The sequence below is a fragment of the Kitasatospora sp. NPDC034035 genome, assembly GCF_055575755.1.
In genome coordinates this window covers 1-16,491 of sequence record NZ_JBVISA010000046.1, presented here as the reverse complement: position 1 = coordinate 16,491, position 16,491 = coordinate 1, and the positions used below count along the sequence as shown (strand labels likewise).

Below are 16,491 nucleotides of genomic sequence, written 5' to 3'. Positions count from 1 at the left end.
CGGCGAGTACAGCCCTTTGACCTGCTGCTATGCTCATGGCGCGGCGCGCCTCGGGGAGCGTGGCGCAGTTTTCATACTTATTCTTGCCGGTGATTCTGGATCGGGGCTTTGTTCGGGCGGCATCACGGCTTCCGGGGCGTCCCCTTGATCCGGTGGCTGCGGTGCGAGTGCGCCCCTGGCTCACTTCATGCGCTGTTGGTGTTCCTGGGTTGAACGGCTTTCCATGGGGTATTCCGGATGTACGCCGTCAACCGGCCGTCTGATCGTCTCGAAGAATTCTTCTGCGTTTCCGAATGGGAAGGTGAGTGTCGTGCCCAACGGTCTGCTCGTCTTCCTCAAGGGCGGCCCTGGAGACATTCCTGAGATTCGGGAAGTGAAATCCGGGGGCGTCGAGATCCGGTTGAGGATCCCTCGCGGGAACGGCTATGAGCACTTCGAGATCACGCAGGACTTCAAGGACGTCGGCGGCGTACTGATGCCCGTCTACCAGTGGTCGTACCGGACCGCCATCGCCGAGTAGGTGCGCCCGCCACCGCCTGCCCGGCATCCGACACCGGCGCCGGGCCCCGGGAGCCGCACACCGACGCGGCGCCGCTCCGCACCACCCCACCCCCCACCCCACCCCCCACCCCACTCTCCGAGGTGAGCAATGACCAGCGACCGTCCCGTACGAGTACGGACAGAGCGTCAGCCCCGCACCTGTGGGGACGCGTCGTGAGCGGGCCCTCCGGCCGGCGCCCGCGAGGCGGCAGCGGCGGGCGGGACACCGTGGTCACCGGCATGGGGTTCTGCCTGCCGGGCGAGGAGCAGCCGCTGTTCACCGCGGGCGAGGTCTGGGACGTGGCCTCCAACGGCCGCTCGTGCCTCAAGCACCACGGTGTCTACTACGGCTCCGTCGATCTGCCGGACGCGGCGTTCGCGGAGCGCCTGCCCGGACTGCCGGGCATCTTCTCCCAGCACTACACCAACGCGCACCGTTACGGGCTGGTGTCCCTCGTGGAAGCCTGCTCGGACGCCCGACTGAGCATCGGGGACGGCGACCTCACCGACGCCGCCGTCCTGGTCGGGCGCGGGGGCATCGACGCCAACGTCGCCAGCTACCTCGAGGTCCTGCACGCCGACGCGGGCGCCATCTCGCCGCACCAGGCGATGGAGCTGTTCGTCAGGGCCCAGCAGGGACTCACCCCTTCCGACGTGGCGCTGGTCCAAGGGGCGCTGATGCGTACGAGCGGCCCCTGCTTCACCGTGTCGTGCGGTTGCGCGTCCTCCGCCGTCCAGATCGGCAACGCCCGCCGCATGATCGCGGACGGCGAGACCGACCTCGTCGTCGTCACCGGCGTGGACGTGTTCAGCGTGGACGTGATCCAGAACGTCCAGCGTCTGCTGCACGGCGCCCAGCGCGCCTACGACACGATCCGCGTCGACGGCATGCCCGATCTCCTCCCGGCCTTCGACCGGGTCATGAGGCCCTACGACCGGCGGGCCGACTGCGTGAACCACGGGGAGGGGTCGGTGACCCTGGTGCTGGAGAGCCGCGACCACGCCCAGCAGCGCGGGGCGTTCACCTACGGCCAGGTCCTGTCGCACGGCATGACCCGCGACGGCCTGTCCAACCCGCTCGCAAGCGACGAGAACGGCGCCTCGCTGGTCGCCGCCATCCGCAAGTGCCTCGGCGACCGGTGGGACATCGGCCAGATCCCCTACATCCACGGCGGAAGCGACGGCGACGTCGTCGTGACCGCGTTCGAGGCGAACGCCGCCCGACAGCTCTACGGCGACGCCGTCGGAGACCTCCTGATGACCTCCCAGGAAGCCTGCTTCGGCCACAACGGCGCCCCGGCGGGAGCCCTGGGCGTCGCCCTGACCCTCCTGATGCTGGGGCGGGGGGAGGTGTGCCCCACCGCGAACTGCGAGGAGCCGGCCGACAACATCTGCTTCGACCCCGTCCCCGGGCTGCGCACCCGGCACCTGGAGTTCGACTACGCGCTCACCTGCAACTACCAGATCGGTGGCGTCAAGAGCGCGATCCTGCTGGGCAACTCGGACGTCGACTGACCCCGGCATCCGCCGACCGCACCGCCGGACGGCGAGCGCTCCCCACCCCCGTCCGCGCAAGCGCGTAGGAGAGCATGTGATGGGCCACACAGAGAACCTGAGGGCCGCTGACGCGCACATCGCCGTCGTCGGCATGGGATGCCGGCTTCCCCGCGACATCGACTCGCCCGCCGCGCTGTGGCGGCTGCTCGAAGCCGGCCGGGACGCGGTCGGCCAACCGCCGATCGGCCGCGCGGGGCACATGGCCGCGGCTCCGGCCCACGCCGCCGGGCCGATGCCGCCGTGGGGCGGATACCTCGGCGACGTCGCCGGCTTCGACGCCGACTTCTTCGGGGTCTCGGGCAAGGAGGCCGACGTCCTGGACCCCCAGCACCGGCTGCTCCTGGAAGTGACGTGGGAGGCACTCGAACACGCCGGGCTCCCCCCGGAGCGGCTGGCAGGGACCTCCACGGGACTGTTCTCGGGCCTGAGCTACACCGACTACATGGAGTCCCTCGCCGGCCACCCCCGGGAACTCGAGGGCGCGGTCCTGACCAACGGGCACTGCGTCGCCCCGGGGCGCATCTCCTACCTGCTGGGCCTGCAGGGCCCCTGCGTGGCACTGGACACCGCGTGCTCGTCCTCGCTCGTGGCGGTCCACCTGGCCTGCCAGGCCCTGCGCGACGGCGAGTGCGATCTCGCGCTGGCCGGCGGCGTCACCCTCGTACTCGGGGCCAGGACGACGATGTCCTTCGCCCGCATGGGGATGCTCTCGCCCACCGGCCGGTGCCGGACCTTCGACGCGGCCGCGGACGGCTTCGTCCGCGGCGAAGGCTGCGGCGTCGTCGTCCTCAAGCGCCTCGAGGACGCGCTACGGGACGACGACCGCGTCCTGGCCCTGGTCCGCGGCTCGGCGGTCAACCAGGACGGCCGCTCCGACGTCCTGGCCTCACCCTCCGCCGGGGCCCAGCAGGCCCTCTACCGCCAGGCCCTCGCCCGAGCCGGAACCGACCCGCGCGACGTGGGCCTGGTGGAGACGCACGGCACCGGCACACCCGTCGGCGACCCCGTCGAGTTCTCCAGCCTGGCCGCGGTCTACGGCACCGGACAGGGGCGCTGCGCGCTGGGTTCGGTGAAGACGAACGTGGGCCACCTGGAACCGGCGGCCGGCGTCATCGGCCTGATCAAGGCGGTGCTCTGCCTCCGGCGCGGGCTCGTCCCGCCCAACCTGCACTTCACCCGGTGGAACCCGGCCATCAGCGCCGAGGGCACCCGCCTGTTCGTCCCCACCGGCCTGTCCGCCTGGCCCACCCGGACGGCCTCGCGACTGGCCGCGGTGTCCTCCTTCGGCTTCTCCGGGACCAACGCCCACGTGGTCCTCGAACAGGCCCCGGCCCGCCGCCGCACCGTCGTCCTCCCCGGCACTCCCACCGCCGGCACCGCCGCACACGCGGCCGCCGTCCCCGCCGGCGCACCGCCGTCGCGGCCGCAGGCCGCCCCACCCCACGTCTTCCTCCTCGCCGCCGGCTCCCCGGACGCACTGCCCGCCGCCGCCGCGCGCCTGGCCCACTGGCTGGAGGACGAGGGAGCCGCCACCCCCTTGCGCGACATCGCCCACACCCTCGCCCTGCGCCGCTCCCCCGGGCGCGGCCGGCTCGGCGTGGTGGCCGACTCCCACCGCGACCTGGCGCACGCCCTGCAGTCCTTCGAAGCCGGCCGGGCCCACCCCGGCGTCGTACGCGGCCACGTGGGCGCGGGCGTCACCCGCCGTCCCGTCTGGGTGTTCTCCGGCCAGGGCTCGCAGTGGCAGGGCATGGGGCACGGCCTGCTCCACCACGAGCCGGCCTTCGCCGAGACCCTGGCCGAAGCCGATGCGCTGATCGACGCCGAGACCGGGTTCTCCGTCCTGCGGGCCGTCCGCGACCGCGAACACGTCAGCGGCTGCGGCCGCGTGCAACCCGCGCTGTTCGCCCTGCAGGTCGCCCTGGCCGCCGCCTGGCGCGACCACGGGGTCGAACCGGCCGCCGTCATCGGCCATTCCATGGGCGAGGTCGCGGCCGCCGTCACCGCCGGAGCGCTCACCCTGGCCGACGGCGTCCGCGTCATCTGCCGACGGTCCGCCCTCCTCACCCGCATCGCCGGAGCCGGCGCCATGGCGAGCGTCGGCCTCGACAGCGCCACCGTCGAGAACGACCTCGCCGCCATCGGCGACGGCACGGTGTCGGTGGCCGTCGTCGCCGCCCCCGACTCGACCGTCGTCGCCGGCACCGCGGCCGCCGTCCGGCACCTGACCACCGCCTGGCAGGCCCGCGGACTCGTGGCACGTCTGATCGACGTCGACGTCGCCTCGCACTGCCCCCAGGTCGACCCGCTGCTCGCGGACCTCGCCGCCGAGCTCACCGAGCTCACCCCCAGCCGGCCGACCGTCCCCTTCTACACCACCGTCCTGGACGACCCCCGCGACACCCCGGTCTTCGACGCCGCCTACTGGTGCGCCAACCTGCGCCGACCCGTACGCTTCGGCGCCGCCGTGGCCGCGGCCGCCGCCGACCGCCACCAGGTGTACCTCGAGATCTCGCCGCACGCCGTCGTCACCCGCCCCCTCGCCCAGAGCCTGACCGGCCTGCTCCACGAGCCCGTGATCCTGCCGACACTGCGCAAGGGGGAAGACGACCGCACCACCTTCCGCACCCAGCTCGCCGCCCTGCACTGCGCGGGGGTCGGCGTCGACTGGTCCCGCCTCTACGCAGGCGGCCGCCTGGCCGACGTACCCGCGCTGACCTTCGACCGCCGACCCCACTGGACCGACACCACCCCGCCCGCAGCGGCCTCCCCGCACACCGAGAGCACCCCCGCCGCCCTGCCGGGAGCACACACGGAGGTGCCCGGCGACCAGCCCCGCCACACCTGGCACGCCGACACCGGCACCGACGTCCTGCCCTGGATGGCCGACCACCGCGTCCACGGCCGGCCGGTCCTGCCCGGCGCCGCCTACTGCGCCCTGGCCCTGACCGCGGCCGGCGAGGTGTTCCGCGGCGCCGCGCACGATGTCGAAGCGACCGACATCCGCTTCCGCGAGCTGCTGCACCTCGACGCCCGCACGCCCGTCGGCACGACCGTCACCCTGACCGGCGCCGACCGCGCCGACTGCGAAGTCTTCGGCCGCGACAGGGACGGGACCTGGGTACGGCAGGCCACCGCGGTCCTGCGCCGCATCGACGCCTCCCCCCGGACACCGGTGCTCCCCGCGGCCGCACTGGCCGCCGACCACCCCGTCGTCCTGGATCCGCACGCCCTCTACGCGAGCCTGCGCGCACGGGGCCTGGAGCACGGACCCGCCTTCAGCGGCATCACCGAGCTGCGCACCTGCGCCCAGGGCGACAGCTTCTGGGCCCGCGTGACGCTGCCGGACCCGGCACGCACCGCCCGCCACGGCCTGCGGATCCACCCGGTCCTCCTGGACCTGTGCGCCCAACTCGTCGTCGCCGGCCTGATCGACGAACCGGGCCACGGCCTGGTACTGCCAGTCGGGATGCGCGCCGTGCGGATCCTCGCAGCCCCCGAGGACGCCTGCTACGCGCACGCCCGGCTCACCCACACCGCCGCGGACGCCATCGTCGGGGACGTGCGGCTGCTGGACGAGGCGGGAAGCCCCCTCGTCGAGATCGACGCGCTGCGCTTCGTACGCCGCGGCGCGGAGGCCGACGAAACCGTCGACCGGTGGTTCCTCGAGACCCGCTGGCAGCCGGTGCCGCGCCGGGAGGGCCTCGAACCGCCCGCCCCGGGCCCCTGGCTCGTCATCGGCGAGGCGGACGGATCCGCCCGGGCACTGGCGGACGCCCTCGAGCTCGCCGGAGCCCGCACCGACGTCCTCGACGTCCCCGTCGACAGTGCCGCCCTCCAGCCGCTCAAGCAGAGCATCGCCCGGCACTGGGACTCCGCACCCGCACCGTGCGCCGTGGTCCTCCTGTCCGCGCCGTCCGCGCCCGAGGACGACGCCGCCGCGATCGCGCTGTGCCGCACCCGCCGCCTGCTCGCCGCCGCACAGAGCGCGATCGCGCGCGGCACGCCCGCCCGCCTGTTCGCCGTCACCCGGTCCGCCCACGCTCCGGAGCCGGGGCAGCCCGCCGACCCCGCCCAGAGCGCCCTGCGCGGACTCGTGCGCGTCCTGACGCACGAACACCCGGAGCTGCGGGCGACCCTCATCGACGCCGACCGTGCCGACACCGGCCTGCACCGGCTCGCGGCCGAACTCCTCGCCGACCCCCCCGAGGACGAGATCGCCCTGCGCGGTGACACCCGGCACATCGCCCGGCTGTCCTACACCCCCCTGTCGGAGACCGAACGCGCCGCCGCCGTCACCCGCACCGTGCGCTACGGCGCCGACCGCTTCCAGCTCCACGCGGGGCGGCTCGGCGACCTCGACGCCCTGCGCCTGACCACCTCACCACGGCGTGCCCCCGGCCCCGGTGAGGTCGAACTGCGCCTCCACGCCGCGGGCGTGAACTTCCGCGACGTGCTCACCGCCATGGGCATGCTGGCGACCGACGACGAGGCGGGCTACCGCATCGGCTTCGAAGCCACCGGCGTGGTCACCGCAGTCGGACCGGGCGTCAGGAACGTGTGCGTCGGCGACAGCGTCCTCGCCGCCGACGTGCGAGGCGGACTCTTCACGACCTTCGCCACCCTGCCCGCCGCCGCGGTCGCCCCCGTCCCGGCGGGCCTGCCCGCGGAGACGGCCGCCGGGCTGCCCGTCGCCTACCTCACCGCCTGGTACGCACTGCGCCGCCTCGCCAGGCTCGCCGGCGGCGAGCGCGTCCTGATCCACAGCGCCACCGGCGGCACCGGACTGGCCGCGATCGCGGTCGCGCGGCGCCTGGGCGCCGAGGTGCTCGCCACCGCCGGCAGCGAGGACAGGCGCCAGTACCTGCGCGCGATGGGCATCCGGCACGTCATGGACTCCCGCTCGCTGGACTTTGCCGAGCAGACCCGCGACGCCACCGCCGGAGAGGGTGTCGACGTGGTCCTCAACTCCCTCTCCGGGCCCGCCATCAGGGCCGGACTGGAAACGCTGCGCCCCTTCGGCAGGTTCATCGAGCTGGGTGTGCGCGACATCCTCGCCGACACCCCGCTGGGTCTCGCACCGCTACGGCACAACATCACCATGAGCACGGTCGACCTCGTCGAGCTCCAGGACACCCGCCCGGACACCTTCGCCGAGCTGCTGGGCGAGGTCCTCGCCGAACTCCGCCAGGGCGCCCTCGCCCCGCTGCCGTGCCGGACCTATCCGCTCGCGCAGGCCTCCGACGCCTTCCGCCTCATGGCCGGCGCCGGGCACATCGGCAAACTGGTCCTGACGGTGCCCGGCGAAGGCCACACCACCGCCGTACTGCGCGACCCGCCCTCGCCGGTACGGGCGGACGGCGCCTACGTCGTCACGGGCGGCCTGCGCGGCGTCGGCCTCGCCACGGCCCTGTGGCTGGCGGGCCGAGGCGCCGCCCACCTCGTCCTCAACGGACGCACGTCCCCCTCCGCCGAGACCGAACGGGTCCTCGCCGGACTGTGCGAACAGGGGACCCGCGTCAGCGTCGTGCTCGGAGACATCGCGCAGCCCGGCGTCGCCGAGCAGCTGGTGGCCGAGGCCACCGCGGGCGGCGGGACACTGCGCGGCGTGGTCCACGCCGCGATGGTCCTCGACGACGCCGCGGTGTCCAACATCACCGACGACCAGCTCGAACGCGTCTGGCATCCCAAGGTCACCGGCGCCTGGCGCCTCCACGAGGCCACCACCGGACTGCCGCTCGACTGGTTCGTCCTGTACTCCTCCATGGCCTCCCTGCTCGGCAACCCGGGCCAGGGCGCCTACTCGGCCGCCAACGCGTGGCTCGACGCGTTCGCCACCTGGCGCACCGCCCTGGAGCTGCCCACGTTGGCCGTGAACTGGGGGCCCTGGGGCGAAACCGGGGTCGCCACCGGCTTCGCGGCCCGCGGCTACCAGACCATTCCCACCGCAGAAGGACTCGAGGCCCTGGCGGCGCTCCTGACCCACGGCCGTGTACGCACCGGCGTGATCCCGGGCTCGCCGGACACCTGGATCCCCCCGGCCGGGCGGGCGTCCTCGCTGTTCGCCCTCTTCACGCCCGAGGCACCCGGCACCCCCGTACAGGCGTCCGGGCAGGATGCGGCGCGCGACATCCGGGACGAGCTGCGGGCCGCGGAACCCGGCCTCGCCCGCCGCACGGTCCTCGAGGACCACCTGGCCGGACACATCCGCACCGTGCTCCGGCTGGGGGCCAGCACCCTGGACCCGCAGACCCCGCTGAACGCGCTCGGGTTCGACTCCCTGCTCCGCATCGAACTGCGCACCCGCTTGGAGGCCTCCCTCGGCGTCAGGCTCGCCGGCGACTTCGTCGCGGGCCACCCCACGCTGGCAGCTCTCGCCGACGGCCTCGCACAGCACATCGGCATCAGCCTGACCGCCGACGCTCCACCGGATCCCCCCGGCCGGGCCACGCCCCGGGCCGCGGACATCATCGCTCCCCGCTCGCCGCGGTCGGCCCGGCCGTCGGACGCCGCCGCCGGCACCGAACCGCCGAGGAAGAACCCATGAGCTCACTGCGGGCCGCCGGCGCCAAGCCACTGCCGGACCGCCAAGCACGGGATCCCGGCCTTGCCGGGGGAGGGAATCGGGGGACGGCCATGACCTTCGCAGACTCGCCACGTTCGGGCCCGCACGACACGCGGGGACGGCGCGTCACCATGTTCGTCCTGCCGGAGACCCACTGCGTGGGACCCGTGCGCCGTGCCGTGAACGCCATTCTCAGCCTCTGGGATATAGCACACCTCACCGAGGACGCCGAACTCCTGACCTCTGAGCTCCTGACGAACGCAATCCGGTACACCGATAGCGAGCACCGGATCAGGGTGACCATCGCGCTCGAGCAGCGGTGGCTGTCGATCGGGATCCGGGACCGCTCCGCGATTGCTCCCCGGGCGTACCGGGCAACCGCCTCCCAAGAAGGCGGGCGCGGGCTGCTGCTGGTGGAGAGCATCGCCGGCTCGTGGGGGTACCGTTTCCATGTCGACGGAACCAAGACGGTTTCCTGCCGACTGCCGCTGTGAGGCCGCGCGCCGTCCCGGACCCCGCCGGCCGTGCCCGCCGCACGAACGGTTCGGCACCGGTCCTCACGGCGCGCGCGATTCGAGCGTCCTTCAATATGCAATTCCCGCGCCGCTCGGCAGAATTCCCCAATAAGTGTACGTGATTGTATTGGGAGCCGGGGTGGAGTTCCCGGTCGGGGTGGCGGTAAACATGCTCCCTGAAATTGCCCACGCCATATCCGGAAAGAAACGTTTCCGCTCCTTGAGTGGTTCGGTCGCATGCTGTATTTTTCGACCATGCCTGGCGGCCGCCGCTAATTCAAGGCGCTTTGCGGCGGCGAAATTCCGATAGCTGGGAGTCTGGATGCTGAGTGCAGAGGAATACCGAGAGATTTGCGCCATGCGCCACCAGGGCTGGTCCATCTCGGCGATCGCCCGGTGCATGGGCCGTGACCGCAAGACGGTCACGGCCTACCTCAACGGGGAGCGGACCGTAGGGGTCCGGGCGGAGACCCGTGACGAGTTCCTGCAGTTCGTCCCGTACTGCCGGCAGCGCCTCGACGACGATCCGCACCTGCAGGCGAGAACGCTCCACGGCGAGATCGTCGAGCTGGGCTACAACCGCGCCTACTCGACCTTCACCCGCGCCCTGCGCAGGCATCTGATGTGGCCGCGTCGCGGACCGCGCCACCGCGGGAGGGCCAGCCCCGGCCGAGGCCCCCTGGAAGACGTGCAGTTCGACTGGGTACGGCTCCCGGCCCCACCCGTCGAATGGGACTGCGGGCAAGAGATGTACCTGCTCATGGGCTCGCTCACGCGATCCGGCCACTGGCGGGCCGCCCTGGCCGGCACCACCGACCTCCCGCACTGCGTGGAAGCCCTGGACCAGGTGCTGCGCCGCCTCGGCGGCACCGGCGAGCGCTGGTTATTCGACCGGACCGCGCCGGTCTGCTCGACGGCCGGCAAGGTGACCGCCGTCTTCCACGAGATCGCGATCCACTACGGCGCCTCCATCGCGATCCGCCCGCAGACGGGAGCGCCCAACCCGGTCGTCCGCGCCCACCGCTCCGTCGTCCTCCACTGGTGGGACACCGCGACCGGCGAACCCGGCGTGCAGGCGGCCCAGGACAGCCTCGACCGCCTGACCGAGCGCTTGGGCAGCCGGAACCGGCCGTCGGGCTGCCGCACCCGAGCCCTGCTGCCCCTGCCCTCGAAGCCGTTCCCGGCGCGTATCTGCGTCCAGCGCAGGGTCGACCCCCGCGGACTCGTGCCGTTCGAGGGCAACCTCTACCTGCTCCCCGCGGGTCTCGTCGGCAACGAGGTGAGGATCCGCCGACGGCTGGACGAACCCCACCTGTCGATCACCACCACCCGCGGGGCGGTCATCGCCTGCTTCCGGAGGGCGCCGAGGGGGGCGGGCCGGACGGTCGCCGGGCACGACGGCCCGATCGCCCTGGAACGGCCCGGCCGGACCACCGGCGCCGGGGGGCGAGCCCGCAGGACACCGTGTCCGTCGACTCCGCACCCGAGGACCGCTCCGTGAGCATCGGACCGAGCACCAGCGCGCTGCTCGAGACCACCGGCCGCACCCGCAGACAGGACGTCACAGCGTCCTACGTGGCCCTGGCCCAGGCCTGCGCGGCCACCGGCGACGACGCCCGGCACGCCGAGCTGGTCAGCGACCACCCCCACGACGTCTGGTCGCTGCCCGCCTCGCGCGCGATCGCCCTGGTACACACGGGTCAGGACGAGGCATGGGCACTGGTGCGGGGCGCGGAGCTGCTGGAACAGCACCGGGTGGCCGTCGTCACCCCGTACTACGGCGGCGTGCGCACGGCTGCCGGCCGGGCCGTCACCTTCTGGCACGACCCCGGGGAACAGCGCCGGGACGAGTCACTGAGCGCCCGGGTGACCGCCGCGGTGCACCGGATCCATCCCGGGTCCGCGCTGTGGCTGGAGGACCACGACCCGTTCGCCGGCCTGCTGGACGGCCTGGACGACACCCCGCTGAGCGAGTCCGCCCGCCGGTTCCTGTTCGAGTGCACCGCCTGGCTGCGCGCGCAGTGGGCAGGCATCGACTGGCCGACCCCGCCCACCGTCATCCTCGGCGCCCGACGACTCGCTCACTGCCACGACGGCGGGACGCACCCGCGGCTGGCGCTGCGCAGACCGCTGTGGCGCGGCCACCGGGAGTGGGACCTGGTCGCCGCGCGCTGGAGCAACGAGCTGCTGCGCGGCCGCCGCGACGACTTGCAGGCCTACCACCGCACCTACACCACGCACGGCCGCACCGACGACGCCGCGATGCCCTGCGACCGCATCGGCGCGTGGTCGGGCTACCAGGTCGTGCGGGACGTCGTCGTGCTCACCGCCGTGATGGACACCGTGCGCCGCGCCCGCCTCGACTCCCGGACCCGCGACCTGGCGGTCCACCAAGTGGCGTGCCTGCGCGGCGCCCGGCTGGCCCCGTGGGACTGGGGGCAGCGGTGACGGCGGCGGCGGTCGGGTAGGAGAAGCCGAAGGGACGGAGCGGAAGACCCGATCCGCTCCGCAGCGGCGGTCGCGTTCCGCGCATCGGCTGTCGCGGCCCACTTCCCGAGCCGGCCGGGAGCTCCACTTTCCCTTCCCCGCGCGCTGGTCCGACGGACCCGACGCCGTCCGCGCCCGCTGGCGCGCCCTCGTCACCACCCGCCAGGACCTCGGACGACAAGCAACGGCGCACCCTCGCCCACCTGATCGGCGAACGCACCGCCGCCGTGCTGCGCCTGCTGTACCCCTGCGAACATCCCGACCCCGTGGCAGTCCTCCCCCGGGTCCGGGCCGCCCTCGACCCGCTCCTGCAGTGGAGTGCGAACACCCGGGTCCTGTACCGGCAGACCCAGCAGCTCAAGGCCTGGTCCGCCGCCCTGGCCACGCCCTTGATGCGCTGACCCCACCACCCACCACGTAGGAACCATGACCACCGCCCGGACGACGCACAACCCACCACGGTCGCGGAGACCCTCCCTTCGGGACTCCGCGGCGCGCTCAGTCCGCGCGCAGAATCCGGGAGACGTAGATCTGCGGCGGATCCGCGCTCTCGTTCACCGCGTACTCCACCAGACCGAGGTCCCGGCGCAGCGGCGCCGAGTGCATGCCGGACCGTCCGGGGACGGGCATGCTCAGGTGCGGGAAGGGGTGTTCGCGCAGGTCGACGATGAACGCCACGACGGCGGAGAAGACGTCGGCGGGGATGTCCGGGTCGCCAAGGAATTCCTCAACGGCTGGAGAGAGGGTGATCGGGTCGTCGTCGTCCGGGAACTCGGTGTAGTCGCTCACAGGGCCCCGAGTCGGCGCAGGACCGCCGAAGCGGGGGTGCCGGGAGCGGTGCCGGCCTGGACGGCGGCGTGGATGCGGTCGCCCTCCGCGTCCTGGTAGAGCCTGGCTCGCAGCCACCAACGACGCAGGACGCCGCCGATCGTCTCGTCGTTGGCCTCGCCCATCTCCCGGTAGAACTCCATCCGCTGCGCGGGCGGCAGGGCCGCGGCGACGGCGTCCTGGGTGCGCGGGATGGGCTGCTGGCCGTCGTGATGGCCGTGCAGGGGCGCTGCGCTCACCGGTTCCTCCAGAGGCTGTCGTACGGGCGGGACCAGGTACCAGTCTCCTACCTCCGCAGTGCCGACCGATACCCGGGGCCGCTCACGCTCGCAGGCCGGTTCGCCGGGTTCGGCGTGGCAACCGCCCAGTCGGCGGGCAGGCCGGGCACCCGGTGCAGGCCGATCCGGCAGGTACCCCCGCCCAGCACGTGCACCAGCCGCCTGCTCGATGGCAACTGCCCAGTGTCACGCCGTCTTCGGCGTGACCGGTGCGGTGACGGGCCGACGGCGGGGCCGGCCACGGCCCTGACGGCGGGACGGCGGCGCAGGGCAGGCGGCAACGAAGGATGGTCCAGCGCATCCGGGCGCTGGCCAGGGTGCGGTAGCGGAGCGCGCCGCGCTCAGCCACCGAGTCTGCCGCAGGCCGCGACGTTGTTGTGGCTGCAGCTCATCCCGGGCGGGGCAGCAGGGCATCCGGGGTCACCGACAGCGGCGCAGAGCGGGGTGAAGGCCTCGTTGGCCGGGGCCCACTGCTGACCGCCAATGGGCGCGGCGAGGGAGGCCATGGCCTCGGTGCTGGTGCGCAGGGTGAGGCGGTGGCGGTAGGTGGCGATGACCTCGGCGACGGCGTCCAGCTCGCCGATCGGGGAGGAGTCGAGGGCGGCGGCCAGGTCCCGCTCGAACAGGTCGCGGTCGCCGGGCAGGCCGTAGCGGGACAGCGCGGTGCGCAGCTCGTGCAGGGTGGCTGGCCGAGGCGCGGCCGCGTCCTGGTGGTCGGGCTGGGTGGTTACCAGGTCCTCCTCGGTGGTGGCGGCCGCCGTGGTGGCGGGCCGCAGGGTCGGGGCGCCGTGGTGAGCGGCGCGGCCGCCCGGCCGACACCCGGCCCCGGAGGTACCTCATGAGCAGCACCCGCGCCGCCCGCTTCGCCGCCGCCTAAGCCCTGCTCCGCGCCGGGGCGGACGTCGACCACCTCGTCCAGAGCGATTTCTGTGCCCGCACCAAGGGAGCCACCGACGCGGCCCCCCGTCACCGGCGACGACGGCACCGTCCACGGCACCGCCGTCGGCCGCTGCGCCTGCGCCCTGCACTGCCCTTCGCCTGGGGTAGGCGGTTCAGGAAGGACGATCCGAGCAGGTCAAAAGCGGGTTGCTGTCCGCAACATGTGTCGCGGACGACAACCCCCTCGGCGCTCAGATAGGGAAGTGCCGGAGAAGGAACTGCGCGAGACCGGTGATCAGCTGCATGCGAATACGCGCCTCCTGCGCGTCCGACAGCCCTGGGTGCGAGCCGTTCGAGTGCGAGATGTCCCAGATCCCCTGAAGCATGGCTCCGCCGTCGCGTTCCGGCAGCGGCTGGCCGAGGGCAGCGGGCGGTCTTCCGCCCGGAGTGTAGAGACTCTTGATCGCGACGCCGCCCTGGTTGGCCTTGCCGTTGTCGGTGTAGCCAGCGTGGTCGACGGCGAGGCTGACGATCAAGCCTTCTAGGGCTGCCCTGAGCTGCCCGTTCGAGGATGCGTGGTCCTGTTCGGCGAAGTGCTTCACGGCCAGCTGGTAGTGGCCGAGCGCCTGGGTGTAGCCGCGCGCCTTCAGCTCCGCCTCCAGCGCGGTGATCTCCGGGTTGAGAGGGGCGACTGTGGGTTCGTTGGGCAGCACTCGGCAGGTGAGCTTCGAGTTGTTCCGGGTGATCTGGAGCTCGAAGCCATCGCCCGACATCGCTTCTGTCAGAGCTGGGAGCTTGTCGCGGTAGAACGGGTTGAGGCTCTCGACGAGGAGTCGGACGAACTCCAGCAGAGCCTTGTGCGCGTTCGCGTTGTCCCCCTGTGTAGCGGAGCGCTGGGCCCTCAGCAGAGCCGGCCGCAGCATTTCGGCCTTGCTGGTGAACTTGGGCGGATCACCGTCACCCAGCTCGGTCATCATCAGCATGTTCTTCAGCTCAGTCCCGCTGCAGCTGTCGACCGCGGTCTCGATGATCAGGCCCAGTGTCCTGATCGACAGGGTGTTCATGGTGACCAGTTTCAGAGGTCGGCCTCCGCCGGCGCGAGCGGTTTCCGAAGGTCGACCGCTACATCAACGGGCTGGTGCCTGGCATCCGTTGAGCTTCGTCATAAGCTCGCGGTTCGCTGCGCGGGCGGCGGCCAAGTCTTCGTCTCGGTCGATGAACTCGGGCGGAGGTCGAGGAGCTGCTGTTCCAGCTCGGCGACCCTGCGGTTGAGCGTCTCGCCGTCGGCGAGGGCGCCCAGGCCGGATGCTTCCCAGGCGGCCTGACCGAGTGCCTCGGAGAGGCGTCGTTCGAGCCGGGTGATGTGCGCGGCCAGTCGCCTGTTGCGGGCGGTGAGGTTCGCGACGTCGGTCAGCAGAGACTTGCGACTGACCTATGCTCCAGTGGTCGCGCCGGGTGGGGGCCGGCTCGCGCGGGCGATGACGGGCGCATGCAGGTCTCCGTGACGGTGAATCAGGCTGCGGTGGACGCCGGCGGCGCGGGCGACCGACGAGACGCTGATCTCCTCGCCAGCGGCGACTTGCTCCACCGCGCTGTTCACCCTCACAACCGAGCTCCCAGCCGCGATCCTTGCCCGAATGCTCGGCGTCCACATCCACGTGGCCGTCCAGTGGCAGAAGGCGGCCGCCGGCGACTGGGCCACCTACGCCGCGCAGGTCAGCCACCGCATCAAGCATCCCCACCGACACGGAGACGATGGCCATGCCCCTCGATGACCAGCACATCTGGGCTCTGCTGAGGGACCTCGACGATCCCGACCGCATGGAGTTCCCTGCGAGCTACGACCACGTCGCGACCCGAGCGCGATTCGATCAGCTCGCCAACAGGCTGGATCAGCGGTTCCGCTGCACCTGCACCGTCGATCGAGGCGTCCAGGACGCGAACCATCACGGCACCATCGTCATCCCCGCCGGTGCGACGGTCAGCGGCGACCACCTCACCATCACGGTCAGCAACTACGGCAACCTCGTCGCCGTGACGCTGGGGAACCCCGGCAGCTACGACGAGGAAGAGGAGAACGTCCTCTTCGACACCGCCGACCGTCGCCCCATCGACGACGAACTCGAAGCACTCGGCTACATCGCCGTCTCCGAGCACTTGCTCTGGAACCGATACGACGGCGTCAGCAACCTCGGTACGTACTTCGAGCCACGAACCTGGTGGGACCGCTTCTTTGACTACATCTGAGCCCGCCCCAACGGCTCTGCACCGCAGGCATTGCCGGGTAGGAGCGGCGGGTTACCCCGCCGCTCCCCCCTCAGAACCGTGCGTGCCACTCATCGCGGCACACGGCTCATGCAAGCCCCACAGGACGATTCAGGAGAGCTGTGTTGTGCTCCTGCGTTGGCGGATGAGATATCCGCGGCGACAGGAAGCGTGTACGAGCCGGGTCCCATCATCGTTTGACCGCGAGCCTGGTCTCCCATGGTGAACGAGGTAGTCGGCCGTGATCGCCTGGCGGGCGATCCGCAGCCACCATCGCTCCCATTGCTCAGGAGACTCAGGGGGTTGTTCGGCGAAGAGAAGTTGGTCGCCGCACAGTGGACAACGCGCTTCCTGCTTGGTGAGCAGGCGGAGCGTGTACTTGTCGAGCGGCGGCTTGACCTTCTTGCGCCGAGTTGCCCAATAGTCAGTCAGGGAGGGGTCATCGGGTGATGCCTTCCCCCTTGACCATTGCGTGCCGGACGATGTCAGTCCAGGAGAACTTCGTGACGTAGGCAGGGGTGCCAGGGGCACCGAACACCCATCGGTCATTCCTGAACTTGTTGCGTTTACCGAAGTA

12 protein-coding genes are annotated in these 16,491 nt (G+C 72.2%); 9 read left to right on the top strand and 3 right to left on the bottom strand.

The window, feature by feature from the left end; all coding sequences use genetic code 11:
* The first annotated feature begins 310 nt into the window (after nt 1-310).
* The 7 genes from ACZ52J_RS38735 to ACZ52J_RS38705 all read left to right on the top strand — a co-directional run bounded on the left by ACZ52J_RS38735 (nt 311) and on the right by ACZ52J_RS38705 (nt 12,065).
* On the top strand, nt 311-520 hold the full coding sequence (locus ACZ52J_RS38735; protein WP_465625612.1) for a DUF5988 family protein: 210 nt from the start codon (nt 311-313) through the stop codon (nt 518-520).
* A 260-nt stretch (nt 521-780) separates the two neighbouring features.
* The gene (locus tag ACZ52J_RS38730; protein WP_465625655.1) at nt 781-2,055 is read left to right on the top strand and encodes a beta-ketoacyl synthase N-terminal-like domain-containing protein; all 1,275 of its coding nucleotides are present in this window, start codon (nt 781-783) and stop codon (nt 2,053-2,055) included.
* 79 nt (nt 2,056-2,134) lie between these two features.
* Entirely contained in the window at nt 2,135-8,644 is a 6,510-nt protein-coding gene (locus ACZ52J_RS38725; protein ID WP_465625610.1) for an SDR family NAD(P)-dependent oxidoreductase, read from the top strand.
* 89 nt (nt 8,645-8,733) lie between these two features.
* A complete protein-coding gene (locus ACZ52J_RS38720; protein WP_465625608.1) occupies nt 8,734-9,156 on the top strand; it encodes an ATP-binding protein in 423 nt (140 codons plus the stop codon).
* Between the two features lie 379 nt (nt 9,157-9,535).
* Entirely contained in the window at nt 9,536-10,678 is a 1,143-nt protein-coding gene (locus tag ACZ52J_RS38715; RefSeq protein ID WP_465625606.1) for a Mu transposase domain-containing protein, read from the top strand.
* Nucleotides 10,675-11,625: a hypothetical protein gene (locus ACZ52J_RS38710; RefSeq protein ID WP_465625604.1), complete on the top strand. Its 951-nt coding sequence runs from the start codon at nt 10,675-10,677 to the stop codon at nt 11,623-11,625. The genes ACZ52J_RS38715 and ACZ52J_RS38710 overlap by 4 nt, the downstream gene beginning before the upstream one ends.
* Before the next feature lie 305 nt (nt 11,626-11,930).
* Entirely contained in the window at nt 11,931-12,065 is a 135-nt protein-coding gene (locus tag ACZ52J_RS38705) for a hypothetical protein (RefSeq protein WP_465625602.1), read from the top strand.
* Between the two features lie 97 nt (nt 12,066-12,162).
* Here the strand turns inward: ACZ52J_RS38705 and ACZ52J_RS38700 are convergent, their stop codons facing one another.
* Together ACZ52J_RS38700 and ACZ52J_RS38695 are read right to left on the bottom strand one after the other, a co-directional pair.
* Nucleotides 12,163-12,453, bottom strand: coding sequence for a hypothetical protein (locus ACZ52J_RS38700; RefSeq protein WP_465625600.1), 291 nt, complete (start codon nt 12,451-12,453; stop codon nt 12,163-12,165).
* Nucleotides 12,450-12,731, bottom strand: coding sequence for a hypothetical protein (locus ACZ52J_RS38695; RefSeq protein WP_465625598.1), 282 nt, complete (start codon nt 12,729-12,731; stop codon nt 12,450-12,452). The genes ACZ52J_RS38700 and ACZ52J_RS38695 overlap by 4 nt, the downstream gene beginning before the upstream one ends.
* Nucleotides 12,732-13,306: 575 nt before the next feature.
* Between ACZ52J_RS38695 and ACZ52J_RS38690 the strand changes: the two genes are divergently transcribed.
* On the top strand, nt 13,307-13,612 hold the full coding sequence (locus ACZ52J_RS38690; RefSeq protein WP_465625596.1) for a hypothetical protein: 306 nt from the start codon (nt 13,307-13,309) through the stop codon (nt 13,610-13,612).
* A gap of 288 nt (nt 13,613-13,900) precedes the next feature.
* Here the strand turns inward: ACZ52J_RS38690 and ACZ52J_RS38685 are convergent, their stop codons facing one another.
* Entirely contained in the window at nt 13,901-14,713 is an 813-nt protein-coding gene (locus ACZ52J_RS38685) for a hypothetical protein (RefSeq protein ID WP_465625594.1), read from the bottom strand.
* A 697-nt stretch (nt 14,714-15,410) separates the two neighbouring features.
* Between ACZ52J_RS38685 and ACZ52J_RS38680 the strand changes: the two genes are divergently transcribed.
* Nucleotides 15,411-15,896, top strand: coding sequence for a hypothetical protein (locus ACZ52J_RS38680; RefSeq protein WP_465625592.1), 486 nt, complete (start codon nt 15,411-15,413; stop codon nt 15,894-15,896).
* Nucleotides 15,897-16,491 lie beyond the last annotated feature (595 nt).